At 62.2% G+C, this 15263-nt stretch carries 14 protein-coding genes; 8 read left to right on the top strand and 6 right to left on the bottom strand.

Annotation, left to right across the window (positions count from 1 at the left end; translation table 11 throughout):
• The first annotated feature begins 50 nt into the window (after nucleotides 1-50).
• On the top strand, nucleotides 51-1199 hold the full coding sequence (locus AC1D11_RS13450; protein WP_477647503.1) for an ABC transporter substrate-binding protein: 1149 nt from the start codon (nucleotides 51-53) through the stop codon (nucleotides 1197-1199).
• A 163-nt stretch (nucleotides 1200-1362) separates the two neighbouring features.
• Nucleotides 1363-1569, top strand: a complete 207-nt coding sequence (locus tag AC1D11_RS13445) for a hypothetical protein (protein WP_477647561.1) — start codon at nucleotides 1363-1365, stop codon at nucleotides 1567-1569.
• Between the two features lie 17 nt (nucleotides 1570-1586).
• Here AC1D11_RS13445 and AC1D11_RS13440 read toward each other — a convergent pair whose 3' ends face one another.
• Together AC1D11_RS13440 and AC1D11_RS13435 are read right to left on the bottom strand one after the other, a co-directional pair.
• Nucleotides 1587-1940, bottom strand: a complete 354-nt coding sequence (locus tag AC1D11_RS13440; protein ID WP_477647502.1) for a hypothetical protein — start codon at nucleotides 1938-1940, stop codon at nucleotides 1587-1589.
• 27 nt (nucleotides 1941-1967) lie between these two features.
• Nucleotides 1968-2747 (bottom strand): IclR family transcriptional regulator, encoded by a 780-nt coding sequence (locus AC1D11_RS13435; RefSeq protein ID WP_477647501.1) that lies wholly within the window; start codon nucleotides 2745-2747, stop codon nucleotides 1968-1970.
• A gap of 205 nt (nucleotides 2748-2952) precedes the next feature.
• On the opposite strand from AC1D11_RS13435, the gene AC1D11_RS13430 reads away from it, so the two are divergent.
• From AC1D11_RS13430 to AC1D11_RS13410, 5 genes are read left to right on the top strand one after another with little or no spacing between them, the layout of a single operon-like run.
• Nucleotides 2953-3984 (top strand): TRAP transporter substrate-binding protein, encoded by a 1032-nt coding sequence (locus AC1D11_RS13430; RefSeq protein WP_477647500.1) that lies wholly within the window; start codon nucleotides 2953-2955, stop codon nucleotides 3982-3984.
• A gap of 5 nt (nucleotides 3985-3989) precedes the next feature.
• On the top strand, nucleotides 3990-4448 hold the full coding sequence (locus AC1D11_RS13425; RefSeq protein WP_457281283.1) for a type II 3-dehydroquinate dehydratase: 459 nt from the start codon (nucleotides 3990-3992) through the stop codon (nucleotides 4446-4448).
• A gap of 1 nt (nucleotide 4449) precedes the next feature.
• Entirely contained in the window at nucleotides 4450-5022 is a 573-nt protein-coding gene (locus tag AC1D11_RS13420; protein ID WP_477647499.1) for a TRAP transporter small permease, read from the top strand.
• Nucleotides 5019-6296 (top strand): TRAP transporter large permease, encoded by a 1278-nt coding sequence (locus tag AC1D11_RS13415; protein ID WP_477651274.1) that lies wholly within the window; start codon nucleotides 5019-5021, stop codon nucleotides 6294-6296. Before AC1D11_RS13420 ends, AC1D11_RS13415 begins: the two co-directional genes overlap by 4 nt.
• 1 nt (nucleotide 6297) lies before the next feature.
• A complete protein-coding gene (locus AC1D11_RS13410) occupies nucleotides 6298-7002 on the top strand; it encodes a hypothetical protein (RefSeq protein ID WP_477647497.1) in 705 nt (234 codons plus the stop codon).
• A gap of 119 nt (nucleotides 7003-7121) precedes the next feature.
• Here the strand turns inward: AC1D11_RS13410 and AC1D11_RS13405 are convergent, their stop codons facing one another.
• Nucleotides 7122-7610 carry an AtaL-like protein gene (locus AC1D11_RS13405; RefSeq protein WP_477647496.1) on the bottom strand — a complete coding sequence of 163 codons (489 nt, stop codon included), beginning with the start codon at nucleotides 7608-7610 and terminating at the stop codon, nucleotides 7122-7124.
• A 36-nt stretch (nucleotides 7611-7646) separates the two neighbouring features.
• Nucleotides 7647-8516 (bottom strand): SDR family oxidoreductase, encoded by an 870-nt coding sequence (locus tag AC1D11_RS13400; protein ID WP_477647495.1) that lies wholly within the window; start codon nucleotides 8514-8516, stop codon nucleotides 7647-7649.
• Between the two features lie 101 nt (nucleotides 8517-8617).
• Here AC1D11_RS13400 and AC1D11_RS13395 point away from each other — a divergent pair, with 101 nt between their 5' ends.
• Nucleotides 8618-9517 carry a LysR family transcriptional regulator gene (locus tag AC1D11_RS13395; RefSeq protein WP_477647494.1) on the top strand — a complete coding sequence of 300 codons (900 nt, stop codon included), beginning with the start codon at nucleotides 8618-8620 and terminating at the stop codon, nucleotides 9515-9517.
• Nucleotides 9518-9787: 270 nt separating this feature from the next.
• Here the strand turns inward: AC1D11_RS13395 and icmF are convergent, their stop codons facing one another.
• On the bottom strand, nucleotides 9788-13111 hold the full coding sequence (icmF, locus tag AC1D11_RS13390) for a fused isobutyryl-CoA mutase/GTPase IcmF (protein WP_477647493.1): 3324 nt from the start codon (nucleotides 13109-13111) through the stop codon (nucleotides 9788-9790).
• Nucleotides 13112-13301: 190 nt separating this feature from the next.
• Nucleotides 13302-15233, bottom strand: coding sequence for a TRAP transporter large permease (locus AC1D11_RS13385; protein WP_477651275.1), 1932 nt, complete (start codon nucleotides 15231-15233; stop codon nucleotides 13302-13304).
• Between the last annotated feature and the right edge of the window lie 30 nt (nucleotides 15234-15263).

The following is a 15263-nucleotide window of genomic DNA, read 5'->3' as shown; positions in this document are numbered from 1 at the left end:
TGATCGATACCCAGGTCCGTCAGATTCGCGGCACAAAGGAAACTCTCATCATGCACAACCGTTGTTTATCGTCGGCTTTCGCCAAGGCCCTGAGGGCACTGGCCGTGGTAGCCCTTGTGACGGGAGCCGGTGCGGTACTCGCCGCAGAGATCATAGTGGGCCAGGTCGGCCCCATGTCAGGGCCGGAGGCCGGTCAGGGCCGCGCTTACGCCGCCGGCATGCAATTGCATTTCAACGCCATGAACAAGGCCGGTGGCATCAACGGTCATAAGTTCACACTCTTGCGCAAGGATGATGGCGGGAGGCCCGACGACACGGTCACTTTGACCAAGCAGATGATTGCTGAAGATAAGCCGCTGGTTCTGGCCGGTTACTTTGGCGGCAAGAATGTTGCCGACTTGGTGTCAGCGGGCGTTTTGGCAAAAGAAAAGATCGCTCTGGTGGGCTACCGTACTTCGGAGATCCAGCCGGACACCCCCTACCTGTATAGCGTGCGGGCAGGCCTGCGCGACGAGATTTCCAAACTCATTGAGCATTTGGCCACCATCGGGATTAAGCGCCTGGGGCTTTTCCATGAGGCTGGGCCGGGCTCAACTGCGGTAATCGCCGCGGCCGAGGAGTCAGCTAGGAAAGTCAGAGCGACGATCGAAGGACGCGCCTCCTACGTCGCCAACACGGTCAACGTCACCGACGCCGTGGACACTTTCATGAACATGCAGCCGCAAGCGATCATCATGGTTTCCAGTGGATCTGCTGCGGCCGGCTTTATTGAGAAGTACCGTATCGCTGGTGGCGCAGCTCAACTGCTTGCACATTCGGGCGCAGACATCGAGCAGCTCTCAAAACGGCTTTCTCCGGAGCAGATGCAAGGTGTCGCGATTGCCCAAGTGACGCCAAGTCCGTACAAGGTCTCCAGTCAGCTAGTCAAGGAATTTACTGAGACCGCTGCCAAGACACCCAACCTGGAAGTGCCTGTGAGCTACGCCATGATGGAGGGCTATATTGCCGCTCGCGTCATTTCTGAAGCGATACGTCGCCAAGGCAGCAGGCCCAGCCGCGAGGGGACCGTTCTAGCCTTGGACAGCATGAGTAATTTTGACCTTGGTGGTTACTTGATCAGCTTTAAACCTGGACAGCACTCTGGTTCTGGCTTCGTCGAGCTATCCATCGTCACCAGTGCTGGCAGGATTCGGCAATAGCCGAAATGACTTGCCATGCATCAGTTGGTAATACGGCTCCCCGCCGGTTTACGTATTCCGCCGATACTGCCCGCTCACCTCAAACAGCGCATTGGTGATCTGCTCCAGCGAGCAGACGCGCACCGCCTCCATCAACACCTCGAACACATTGAGGTTTTCGATCATGGCCTGCTCCTGGCGCTTGAGCGTCGAATCCACCGCGCAAGGCCTGCATATCGCGGTGCTCCGTGATGGCGCACGGCCGCCCGTGCAGGACAACCTGGTCTTGCTGTTGCCGGTGACAGAGCAACGCCCGCTTAGCTTTGACGGCGGGGCGCTGGTGCAGGGCCAGCTCGAAGGTGCATGGAGGCGGCTGACCCTGAAGCTCTAGGGAGGCAAGGACAGGTCCTAGCCCGCGTGGCTCTGGACCTTGTAGACCCGCCAGGAGCCCGACTTCTGCTTGCTCAGGTGGAAGCGAACTGAACAGTCAAAAAAATCCACGCTGACTTCCGCCGGGTCAGGGTCCTGGTTACCGGCCAGGCGGCGAAGTCGGTTGCCGTTGGTCTGGAACGGTGTGAACCCGGTCGGTTTGACGCAGCGGCGCAGGCGGTCTTTCCAGCCGGCGTCAGTGTCCACACCTTCGATGTAGGCGTGGGTCGCTGCGATGGCTTCTGCCGGCCTGTGTTCGAGCTTCACCCAGAAAGCCAGCAGGGCCGAACCGCCGAAGAACGCGACGATGGTGGAAATCAGGGTTTTGCGCATCAGGCTGAGCTGCTCGCAGTCGCTTGCTCAGGCCCGCTTCTTGAACATGGCTGACGCACCGCTCGCCGCGCGAATCTCTTCGGCCGTGGCGAGCAAAGCTTCCGACAACTCCTCCATGCGCGCCTCAGTCAGGCGCACCAGCGGGCCGGCGATGGTGACCACGCCTATCGCGCCTGTGGGTGACATCACCGGTGCGGCCATCGCCGTCATCTGCGGTGCAAACACTTCGTTGATCATGCTGAAGCCACGCTTGCGTGCTGCCTGCACATAAGCCAGCAGCGCCTTGACGGTGGTGGGGGCCTTGGGGCCGAAGTCTTTCGGCAAGCCAAAGCCCTGCCCGGCAACGAGGCGCATGGCTTCTTCGTCGCTCATGGTCGATAGCCAGGCGTGGCCGGCGGCGCTGCACGAGAGGCGCACCGACAAGCCCATGTCGGGGTCATAACGCAGGCCGCGGCGTGCGCCCTGAGCCTTGGCGACAAAGGTGAGGTCGTCACCGTCGACCACAGCCAGACGCACCAGCTCGCCCGATTCTTCGGCCAGGCTGTCGAGCAGCGGCTGTGCCACATCGACCACGCCCGACGCGCTCAAAAAGCCCAAGCCTAGCGACACGAGCTTGATGGTGAGCACGTATTCGCCCTGCTCGCGCACCTGGCGCACATAACCGCAGCGGCACAGTTCGGCCAGCAGGCGGTGGGTGGCGCTGAGCGGCATGTCGAGCGTGGCGGCAAGCATGGAGACGGTTTGCCCCTCGGGGTGCACGGCCAGATGCTCCAGGGTTTTGAAGCTTCGTTCAAGAAGGGTGCTCATAGAGAAATGACGTTTTCAGGCAAGGGCATGGCGCTATTTGGCCACGCCTTGCGGCCGGGCCGATTACAAAATGATAATGGTTTTCCATAATGGAAAGACTTTCCACTTTACTTGATGATCCAGCCTGCCCTGATGGTGGCGCGTGTATCGGCGCTGCCCGCTTGCTCACTTCCATTATTCAAATCCGGGACAAAAGGAACCTTCCATGACGTCGATGCCCTCTATCCGTTTTACACGCCGCACCCTCACCCTGGCCGCAGCCGCCCTGTTAGGCCTGTCGACCGCCGTCACGGCCCAGGACATCCAGGAACGCACCATCAAGTTCGGTCACCTGAACAACCCCGACCACCCGACCAGCCTGGGCGTGCGCAAGTTTGCCGAGATCGTCGCCGCCAAGAGCGGCGGCAAGATCAAGGTGCAGGAATTCGCGGCCTCCCAGCTCGGCAACGAGTTGCAGCAGCAGTCCGCACTGCAGGGCGGCGTGCAGGAAATGCTGGTGGCCTCGACGACGTCGCTGAACGGCATCGTCAAGGAATTCGGCCTGCTCGACTTTCCCTTCCTCTTCGCCAATGCGAAACAGGCTGACGCGCTGGTCGACGGCCCCTTGGGCAAGATGCTCACCGCCAAACTGCCTGAAAAGGGCGTGATCGTGCTGGGCTTTTTCGACCTGGGCTTTCGCAACGTCACCAACAGCAAGCGCCCCATCATGAAAGGCGCCGACCTGGAAGGCCTGAAGCTGCGCGTGATCCCGAACCCGGTGTTCCTGGAAACCTTCAAGACCTTCAAGGCGAATCCGGTGCCTATGCCCTTTGCCGAGCTGTACGGCGCGCTCGAAAGCAAGGCGGTGGATGGCCAGGAAAACCCCTTCGCGGTGATTGCCTCGAGCAAGTTCTATGAAGTGCAGAAGTACGTGAGCGGCACCAACCACGTCTATGCCACCAACCCGATCCAGATCAGCAAGCGCTTCTGGGACAAGCTCTCGGCGACGGAGCACAAGATCCTGCAGGACGCCGCCATCGAAGCCCAAAACTGGCAGCGCGTGGTCAGCCGTGAAGTCTCGGCCAAGGCCCTGGGCGAGCTCACGGCCAAAGGCATGCTGTACAACGATGTGCCGCCCGCCGAGCTGGCCAAGATGCGCGCCGAAGTGCGTCCCGTCTACGAAAAGTTCTCTGCCGCCTATGACCCGGCCATCGTCACCCTCTTCAAGTCCGAGCTGGAACGCGTGTCGAAGTTCTGAATCCCATGAAAATACTTGTCCTCCACGGGCCGAACCTGAATCTGTTCGGCCGCCGCGAACCCCACATCTACGGCACCACGACGCTCGCACAGATCAACGACATGCTGGCACAACTGGCCGGGGAACTGGGCGTCACGCTTGAAACCATCCAGTCGAACCACGAAGGGGCGCTGATTGATTTCCTGCACCAGCACATCGACACGGCGCAGGGCGCGCTGGTCAACCCCGCCGGCTTAACGCAGCATGGCGTGCCGCTGCATGACGCGATCAAGGCCATGCCTTTCCCGGTGGTCGAGGTGCACATGTCGAACCTCGCGACACGTGAGCCCTGGCGCCACCACTCGATCATCTCGCCGGCTGTGAAAGGAACGATCCAGGGCTTCGGCCCGCGCTCGTACCTGCAGGGCCTTCGAGTCGTGACCGACATCGCGCGCGAAGCGCAGGCCCTTGCCGCGCAAAACTGACATGGAAAAGTTCGTCGACAAGGCCTGCAAAGGCATTGAGTTCCTCATCGCCTCCGGCCTGGCCATCATGGTCGTGCTGGTGTTCGGCAACGTCGTGTTGCGCTACGGCTTCAACTCGGGCATCACTGTGTCTGAAGAAGTGTCGCGCTGGCTCTTCATCTGGGGTACCTTCCTCGGTGCCCTGGTGGCGCTGCGTGAACACGGCCACCTCGGCATCGACATGGTGGTCGGGCGGCTGCCGGTCATGGGCAAGAAGATCTGCCTCATCATCGGCCACGCGCTGATGATCTTCATCGTAGTGCTGCTGGCCATGGGCAGCTGGGAGCAGGTCAAGATCAACTGGGACGTCACGGCGCCGACGACCGGCTGGTCCATGTCCATCGTCTACCTCTCGGGTCTTGTGTTCGGCGTTCTGGCATGCGGCCTGCTGGTGCTGGATTTGTGGAAGGTCGTCACCGGCCAGCTGTCGGATGACGAACTGGTCATGGTGCAGGAGTCGGAAGAGGCCGTGCAGCTCAAGCAGGTGCTGGACGATGCGCGCCAGCCGGACAACACCGCAGGAGCGCGGCCATGACCATCCTCATTTTCGTCGGCTCGCTGCTGGCCGCCATGGCCCTGGGCATTCCCATCGCGTTTGCGCTGCTGGCCAGCGGTGTCGCCCTGATGTGGCACCTGCAACTGTTCGATGCTCAGATCCTGGCGCAGAACCTGGTCGGGGGCGCCGACAGCTTCCCGCTGCTGGCCGTGCCGTTTTTCATGCTGGCCGGCGAGATCATGAACGTCGGCGGCCTGTCGCGCCGCATCGTCAACCTGGCGCTGGCGCTGGTCGGCCACGTCAAGGGCGGGCTGGGCTATGTGACCATCATGGCCGGCTGCCTGCTGTCGGCGCTGTCGGGCTCAGCCGTGGCCGACGCGGCCGCGCTCACCGCGTTACTGCTGCCGATGATGGTCAAGGCAGGGCACGAGAAGGCGCGCGCCGGCGGCCTGATCGCTGCCGTCGGGGTGATCGGCCCTGTGATCCCGCCCAGCATCGGGCTGGTGATCTTCGGCGTGGCGGCCAACGTGTCGATCTCCAAGCTCTTCTTCGCAGCCGTTGTGCCGGGCCTGCTGATTGGCGGCGCGCTCTGGATCACCTGGGCCTGGCTGGTGCGCAGCGAGAAGATCGTGCCGCCGCCGCGCAAGTCGGCCACCGAGATCATGACGGCCTTCCGCGACGCCACCTGGGCGCTGGTCCTGCCGGTCATCATCCTCGTCGGCCTGCGCATGGGCGTGTTCACGCCCACCGAGGCAGCCGTGGTGGCCGCCGTCTACGCACTTTTTGTTTCCATCTTTATCTATCGCGAGCTCAAGCCTGCGCAGCTCTACGGTGTGTTCGTGTCGTCGGCCAAGACCAGTGCCATCGTGATGTTCCTGATCGCCGCGGCCATGGTCAGCGCCTGGCTGATCACCGTTGCCAACCTGCCGGGAATGGTGGTGGACCTGCTCAAGCCTTTCATGGGCAGCCCGATCTTGCTGATGGCCGCCATCATGGTGCTGGTCATGGTCGTCGGCACGGCGATGGACATGACACCCACCATCCTGATCCTCACGCCAGTGCTGATGCCCGTGGTCAAGGCCGCAGGCATAGACCCGGTCTACTTCGGCGTGCTGTTCATCATCAACAACTCGATCGGGCTGGTGACGCCGCCGGTGGGCACGGTGCTCAATGTGGTGGCGGGGGTCGGCAAGATCAGCATGGACGACGTCACCAAGGGTGTCATCCCGTTCATGATCGCCGAGTTCGCGGTGATGTTCCTGATGGTGGTTTTCCCCAAACTGGTCACGGTTCCGGCGAGCTGGTTCTACTGACATGGCACTTTTAGGCAACGCTGCAGTCGCCATGTGGTGGGACATCCTGCCCGCGCAACGCGAGGAGTTCCAGGAGTGGCACTCCCGCGAACACTTTCCGGAACGCATGGGCATCGAAGGCTTTCTGCGCGGTTCACGCTGGTCCAATATTGACGGAGGAACAGGGTTCTTCGTGATGTACGAGCTGGCATCGTATGACACCCTCACCTCTCCCGGCTACCTGCAGAGCCTGAACAACCCGACGCCGTGGTCGGCGAAGATGATGCCGCACCACCTGTACATGGTGCGCAGCCAGTGCAAGCTGCTCAGCAGTTTCGGGGGCGGGCTGGGAAAGGCAGTGCTGACGATCCGCCTGTCACCTGCGGATGGCCAGGCAGAGGCTCCGCTGGCCTGGCTGGAAAAGCTGCTGGCCCGCCAGGCCGGCAGCAGAGGCATCGTCGGGGCGCACCTGCTGCAAACCCGAACGCCAGAGGCAGCCATGACGCAAGAGCAAAAAATCCGCGGCGGGGATGCCGCCGCCGACTGGATTGTCTTGCTGTCGTCGTATGAGACGGAGGCCCTGCAACACGCCCTGGCCAACGAATTGGCGCCGCAGCGTCTCCAGGTTGCAGGCGCCCTTGCGGCCATGACACATGACATCTACGCTCTTTCTTATTCACTGGGGAAGCATGACTTGAAACCTGCTGCGCAGGGCGGGGCAGCGTAATTCCCCGTCATCCAGTTTCTTTTCTTTCAGCCACGCAGACGGGCGATCTGCCACCTGGAGGCGCCGAGCACCAAGACCTTCGGGGTGTGCAGGACCGGAATGGACAGTGTTGACGGAGTTCATTGCGCGCCTCCTGACAGCTTGCCTTGAGCGAGCAGTTCGCGCGTGCGTTTCAGCGTTGACAGCAGGGCTGCCTTGTAGCCCTTGTCGCTGTCGAATTGCGCCTGTTCGGCCTGCTCTTCGGGGGCATTCGGCTCTTTGCCGCGCAGGCCGATGTAGCAATAGAAACGAAGCTGAAGTTGCCCTGCATCGTCTTCAAAGAGTTCGTTGACAATCGCGCCTTCGCGCGGGCCGGTGGCCTGGAAGAAAGTCACCTTGTTCTCTGGCTCGAAAGCGATGATTTCACGAAGGTCGGTGCCGGCGATGGTGGCTTCGCGCACGATGTGGGTTTTGCTCTCTTCCACGACCTCGCAGTAAGTGCAAAGGCCAGGCGGAAGGAACAGCCGCGCGTCGCGCGCCTTGAGGACCAGGCCGGCCCACGCCTGGGAGCGTGTGAGTGGAACTTCGCCTTGCGGGTTTACCTGAACGGTAGCGGTCGAATAGATCATGATGGTTTCCTTATTGGAGTTTTGCTACGCCGGCGCTCAGGCCGGTACCGAAATTTCGGCGGCGAAGTCGCGGTACGAGCGCAGCGGGCGGCCCAGGAGCTTCGTCAGGCGCTCGACGTCGCCAGCTTCCGGAACCATGCCTTCCGTCAGGAAGCGTTCGCTCATCAGGCGCATGTCATACGCCATCCATGCGGGCATAAAGTTGCGGAGGTTCTTTTCAAAGCCGGCCGTGTCGTCGCCGCCATAGGTGATAGTGCGATTCAAAACGCCAGACCAGATGGCGGCGACGGTGTCGCCGGTCAGCGTGTCCGGGCCGACCAAGTTGATCCGCTCCAGGGGCAGCGGGCCGGACGCGCGTTCGCGGCGCAGCAGCTCGATGGCTGCGATCTCACCGATGTCGCGCGCATCGATCATCGCCAAGCCCTTGCTTCCGATGGGCATGGGGTACACGCCGTAGCCCGTCACCACGTCTTTGATGGTGCGTTCGTTGTCCATAAAGTAGGCCGGCCGCAGGATGGTGGCGCCGAAACCCATCTGCTCCAGCATCCGCTCGACGCCGAACTTGCCTGCGAAATGGGGAACGTTCAGGTACTTGTCGCTGTGGATCACCGACAGGTAGACGATCCGGTCAATGCCTGCCTCGCGTGCCAGGTTGAGCGAAACGAGGGCCTGGGTGAATTCATCGGGGACCACCGCGTTGAGCAGGAACAGGGTGGAGACGCCTTTGAGGGCGACGCGCAGGGAGTCCACATCAAGCAGGTCGCCTTGCACGACGTTCACGCTCGCCGGAAAGTCAGCCTTTGATGGATCGCGCACGAGCGCGCGAACATCTGCGCCCCGATTGACGAGTTGCTGGACAACTTGGCGGCCGACATTGCCGGTTGCGCCGGTGATAAGGATGGTCATGAAAATTGCTCCGTTTGGTTTGAAAGAGCCTTAATCTTCATCGTTTCGTGGAATGTTCGATAGCCGTTATATTTAGACCATCTGTCTCACAGATGGAACACATGGACTTACTTGCACTTGCCGATTTCACGCTTGTCGCCCGGCACGGCGGCTTCGGGCGGGCCTCCCGCGAATCAGGTCGCCCCAAGGCCACCCTGTCCCGCCGGGTGGCTGACCTGGAAAGCGGCCTCAACCTGCGGCTTTTTGAGCGCGGAGCGCGCGCGCTGAAGCTCACCGAAGAGGGGCGGGCGCTGTTTGAGAAGACTTCCGTGCTACTTGTCGAGCTCGACGAGGCAACGGCGGCGATTTCCGCCGGGGGAGATGAGCCGCGAGGAAGGTTGAGGGTGAGTGCGCCGTTGCTCTTCTCGCAAGCCGCGATGGGAAAGCTTGCGGCCCAGTTCGCCATGAAACATCGCGCAATCCGCCTGGAGGTCACGACGGAAGACCGTTCCGTGGACATGGTAGAAGAGGGCTACGACCTGGTGATCCGGGTGAATCCGGACCCAGACGAAAGCCTCGTGGGCCGGATCTTCCTGAGAGACCGCGTCGTGATGGTGGCGCACCCCGAGCTTCAGCGGCCGGCGGGCGGGGCGCTCATTCCAGTCGTGGTGCGGGGAGGCGGAACCGGCGACCAGACGGCTGTGTGGGAACTGACGGAGAAGGGCGCGAAAAAGCGCCTGACCGTCCAGCCTGTCCTGGGCTTGTCCTCGTTGTTCATGGTTCGTGATGCAGTGCGTGCGAATGTCGGCGCTGCGCGTCTCCCCCTATCGCTGGTGGCTGATGATCTGGCCGCCGGAACACTGGTGCAATGGGGGGACGTTCCGGGGCCTGAGGTCGCGCTATGGGCGCTCTATCCCTCTCGCCGCTTGCTGAGCACCCGTGTTTCCGCCTTCCTGAACTTCTTGAAGGAGGCATTCCCTGAAGGTACCCCAGATGAACTGGCGGCTTATATGAGGCTATGAACGGGCCACTGGCCGGCCTAAGCGGTTTGGCGAAGCCCATGCTGTGTGGAACTGCCTCAAAACGCGCCGCTGTTTCTGCGATTTTTTGCCTCGATTACAGCCAGGTGGCCAGCTTCTCGGCCTAGGGCTCGAGCTTTCTTGAGCTGACCCGTCCGGGCGCAGCGTCATCTGATCCCGGGTGCTTCTTCTCTGCGTTGCGAGCCGGGCCTGTACGCCTTGCAACCATCGCGGATGGACATCTGATCTTTCAAAGCCCACCCTTCCTGCCTCTTACATATTCCGCCGGTATTGCCCGCCCACCTCAAACAGTGCGTTGGTGATCTGCCCCAAGGAGCAGACCCGCACCGCTTCCATCAGCACTTCGAACACGTTGAGGTTTTCGATGACGGCTTGCTGAAGGCGTTTGAGCATGGCGGGCGATTCGGCGGCGTGGCGGCGGTGAAAATCCTCCAGGCGCTTGAGCTGGTTCTGCTTTTCTTCTTCGGTAGAGCGTGCGAGCTCCAGCTTGTCCTGCACCGCGTCGCCGTGCGGATTGCGAAAAGTGTTGACGCCGATGATGGGCAGCTCGCCGGTGTGCTTGAGCATTTCGTAGTGCATGGACTCGTCCTGGATGCGGCCGCGTTGGTAGCCGGTTTCCATGGCGCCCAGCACGCCGCCGCGCTCGGCGATGCGCTCGAACTCCAGCAGCACGGCTTCTTCGAGCAGCTCGGTGAGTTCTTCGATGATGAAAGCACCCTGTGAGGGGTTTTCGTTCTTGGCCAGCCCCCATTCGCGATTGATGATGAGCTGGATGGCCATGGCGCGGCGCACCGATTCCTCGGTTGGCGTGGTGATGGCTTCGTCAAACGCGTTGGTGTGCAGCGAGTTGCAGTTGTCGTAGATCGCGATCAGTGCCTGCAACGTGGTGCGTATGTCGTTGAACTGGATTTCCTGCGCGTGCAGGCTGCGGCCCGAGGTCTGGATATGGTATTTCAGCTTCTGGCTGCGTTCATTGGCGCCGTATTTTTCTTTCATGGCCACAGCCCAGATGCGACGCGCCACGCGGCCCATCACCGTGTATTCCGGGTCCATGCCGTTGGAGAAGAAGAAACTCAGGTTGGGCGCGAAGTCGTCGATGTGCATGCCGCGCGCGAGGTAGGCTTCAACAAAGGTAAAACCGTTGGATAGCGTGAAGGCCAGCTGGCTGATGGGGTTGGCGCCGGCTTCGGCGATGTGATAACCGCTGATGGAGACGCTGTAGAAGTTGCGCACCCGGTTGTGCACGAAATACTGGGCGATGTCGCCCATGACTTTCAGGCTGAACTCGGTCGAGAAGATGCAGGTGTTCTGGCCCTGGTCTTCCTTCAGGATGTCGGCCTGCACCGTGCCGCGGACGTTTTCCTGTACCCATTCGCGAATCTTCGCGGCCTCAGTCGCCGTCGGGTCGCGGCCGTTGTCTTTTTTGAACTTCTCCAGGTTCTGGTCGATGGCCGTGTTCATGAACATGGCAAGGATGCTGGGCGCCGGGCCGTTGATGGTCATGGAGACTGAGGTCGACGGATTGCACAAATCAAAACCGTCGTACAGCACCTTCATGTCGTCCAGCGTGGCGATAGAGACGCCCGAGTTGCCGACCTTGCCGTAGATGTCGGGCCGCAAGGCCGGGTCGTTGCCGTAGAGTGTGACGGAGTCAAACGCGGTGGACAGGCGCTTGGCGGCCATGCCTTCGCTGAGCAGCTTGAAGCGGGTGTTGGTGCGGAAAGGGTCGCCTTCGCCGGCGAACATGCGGGTGGGGTCTTCACCCTCGCGCTTGAAGGCAAAAGTGCCGGCGGTGTAGGGGTAGCTGCCGGGCACGTTATCCAGCATCAGCCATTTGAGAATTTCACCGTGATCTTCGTACTGCGGCAGTGCCACCTTGCGGATGGTGGTGCCTGAGAGCGATTTGGTGGTCAGCGCGGTGCGGATTTCCTTGTCGCGGATTTTTACGACGTATTCGTCGCCGGCATAGGTGGCTTGCATGTCCGGCCATTGGCTCAGCAGGGCACGGGCATCGGCATCCATGCGGGCCTTGCGGTGGCCGGCCAGATCCAGCACGGCTTCGGCGGCCGGGGCGCGGTCGGGCTTGTCGATCCTGAGCATGGTGGCGGCGGCTTTGAGTTGCTGCACCTCGCGCGCCAGTTGGGATTGCGCGCGGGCACGCTTCTTGTAGCCACGTACCGTGTCGCTGATCTCGGCCAGGTAGCGCGTACGCGCGGCCGGCACCACAGGTGTCTGGTTGGTGCTGTGGCGCACGTCGGCCGTTGGCAGAACGCCAGCCTCAAGCGCCAGGCCCAGCGCGGCCAGGCGTGGCTTGAGCGCCTGGTAGAGCGCGGTCACGCCGTCGTCGTTGAAGCGCGCGGCCATGGTGCCGAAGACCGGCATTTTGTCGGCCGGCGTGCCCCAGGCCTCCTTGTTGCGCTGTACTTGTTTGGAGACATCGCGCAATGCGTCGAGCGATCCCTTGCGGTCGAACTTGTTGATGGCGATGAACTCGGCAAAATCCAGCATGTCGATTTTTTCGAGCTGGCTGGCCGCACCGAACTCGGGCGTCATCACGTACATGGGCACGTCCACATGCGGGACGATGGCAGCGTCACCCTGGCCTATGCCGGAAGTTTCGACCACGATCAGGTCAAAGCCCGCGCATTTGCAGGCAGCGATCACGTCGGGCAAAGCCTGGCTGATTTCGGAGCCGAAGTCGCGTGTGGCCAGCGAGCGCATGAAGACGCGCTGGCCGCTGTCGGCGTTCTTCTGGCCGGCCAGCGGAACAGTCCAGGGGTTGATGGCGTTCATGCGGATGCGGTCGCCAAGCAAGGCACCGCCGCTTTTGCGGCGCGAGGGGTCAATGCTGATGACGGCCACGCGCAACCTGTCGTCCTGGTCCAGACGCAGGCGGCGTATCAGCTCGTCGGTCAGCGAAGACTTCCCGGCCCCGCCGGTGCCGGTGATGCCGAGCACGGGAATCTTGCGGGTGGCGGCCTGGGCGCGCACTTTGTCGACCAGGGCTGCGTCGGCCTTTCCATTCTCGAGAGCGGTGATCAACTGGGCCAGCGCCCGCCAGTTCATTTCACCGTGGCCTTCGATGGCCTTGACGTTTTTGGGTGCGAAGCCGGTCAGGTCCTTGTCGCAGCGCATGACCATCTCTCCGATCATGCCGGCCAGGCCCATCTTCTGTCCGTCCTCCGGGCTGTAGATGCGGGTGACGCCGTAGGCATGCAGTTCGCGGATTTCGGGCGGCACGATCACGCCGCCGCCGCCGCCGAACACCTGGATGTGCTCGCCGCCGCGGCCTTTAAGCAAATCCACCATGTACTTGAAGTACTCGACATGCCCGCCCTGGTAGGAACTGATGGCGATGCCCTGCGCGTCCTCCTGCAGGGCGGCCGTCACCACCTCGTCCACGCTGCGGTTGTGGCCCAGGTGGATGACCTCTGCGCCCATGCTCTGCAGGATGCGCCGCATGATGTTGATGGCGGCATCATGACCGTCGAACAGGCTGGCTGCCGTGATGAAGCGCACTTTGTGGGTGGGGCGGTAGCTGGCGAGCGCTTTGTATTCGGCGGACATGTCGGTCATGGTTGTCTCCGGGCGGCGACGTGGCCACCGATCTGTGATCTGTTTGATTGACGTTTACGTAAACGTCAATCTTAGCCGGTAAGCCAGCGCCGATCAAGTGTGCGCCATGTATCGGCGTCAGCCATAAAAAAAGGGACGCGGAGCGCCCCTTTTTGCCAAAGCCTGGAGCCCAATGGCCCCCACGCGCTGTTTACCCGTACAGGTATTTAGGCAGCCACAGCGTCAGGCCGGGCCAGATGTACATGAAGACCATACACAGGATCACGATCAGCATGTAGGGCGTCATGCCGGCGAAGATCTGGTTGATGGTCACGTGTGGTGGCGACACCCCTTTCAGGTAGAAGGCCGACATCGCGACCGGAGGTGACAGGAAGGCCGCCTGCAGGTTGACGAAGACCAGCACGCCCCAGAGGATGGGATCGATCTGGAAATGCTGCAGCAGCGGCAGGAAGATGGGCACGAAGATCACGATGATCTCGGTCCACTCCAGCGGCCATCCCAGGACGAAGATGATGGCCTGTGACAGCAGCAGGAACTGCAGTGGTGTCAGGTTCATCGACATCACCCATTCCTCGACGACGCGCTGGCCGCCCAGCAGGGCGAAAACCGCGGAGAAGAGTGCTGAACCCACAAACAGCCAGCACACCATGGAGGTCGTCTTGCAGGTCAGGAACACCGCCTCCTTGATTTTCTGAAAGTCCAGCGTGCCGGCATGCCAAGCCATAAGAAAGGCGCCGGCCGCGCCGACGGCCGCCGATTCGGTGGCGGTTGTGATGCCGAACAGGATGACCCCCAGCACGACAATGGTCAGCAGCGCGAGCGGCATGACCGAGCTCACCAGCATCCGCAGGATCTCGAACTGCTCGGCGTCGAAGCGCCGGTAGTAACACAGCAGCAGTCCCGCCATCAGCACGCAGGCGATGGCAAAGCCCGTGTAGAAGGACTCGGGCACGGGTGCGGTCTGTGGCCCCGAACCCGAGGGCTCGCCGATTTCCTGCAGTGGTGCGTCGGTGGTGGCTGCTGCTGTTGATGGCTTCGCATCCTCCGATCCCGGCGGCGTTTGCAAGCCGCCGGCTTCGGCCGGCTCCTTGGCCGTGTCGCCGGGTTCTTTCAGCCCTTCTTCCGCCGGTGGTTCCTGGACTCCGCCGCTGACTGCGGGCCCCTGCAGGCCTTCGCCCGCCGGCGCTGCGGCCTTGGCGGCGCGTGCCGCCGCCACCTGGGCGATGTTGTCGGCCTGAGAATGGATGACCACATACCACCAGGTGCCGCCCAGAGTCGCCAGCGCGAACACCACCGGCACCAGGGCTGTGCCCAAGCTGCGCAACAGGAAGCCGCGGCTGACTTGGGCGCCCGCCTGCAGCGCCTTGCCCGGAGCCGCGACGGCCATGGCCAGCGCCGGCAGCGCCCTGCGCGAATAGGCGGCGGTCACCTGCTGCAGCCAGAGCGGCACCGGCGCGCGGTTCTGCTCCGGCGGCAGCTTGGGCGCGATCTTGGGGTTGAGCATGACCCAGCCGACGATGTAGACCAGGTAGAGCAGAGCCAGGAAGAAGCCGGGGAACATGGCCGCCGCGTAGAGCTTGACCACGGACTGGCCGGCGACGGCGGCGTAGACGATGATCATCACCGAGGGCGGGATCAGGATGCCCAGCGTGCCGCCAGCGGTGATCACGCCAGCCGCCAGCCGCGTGTCGTAGCCGGCGTTGAGCATGGGCCGCATGGCGATCACGCCCATCAGCACCACCACAGCGCCCACCAGGCCACTGGCGATGCCCCAGAACGTGCAGATGATCAGGGTGGTGACCGCCAGCGAGCCGGGCACGCTGCGGAATGCCAGCTGCACGCTATGGAACATCTTGTCCACCAGCGCGCCGCGCTCCATCACGTAGCCCATCAGCACAAACAGCGGAATCGATAACAGGGTCTCGTTGGTCATCGCTCCAAAGGCGCGCTGGACCATCAGGTCGAAGATCCTGTTTTCCCAAAAATGGGTGGACGGATCGTAGAAGGCCAGGAAGCCGAACGCCATGCCCAGGCCCATCAGTGTGAATGCGGTGGGAAAGCCCATCATGATGACGACCACGATCAGGCCGAGCATGGTCATGCCGAGTACTGCGTTGCTCATTTGGAGACCTCCGCCCTGTGGGCTGCGGTG

It is taken from the genome of Polaromonas sp. P1_E11, from assembly GCF_056405995.1.
This window is presented reverse-complemented; position numbering and strand designations above follow the sequence as displayed.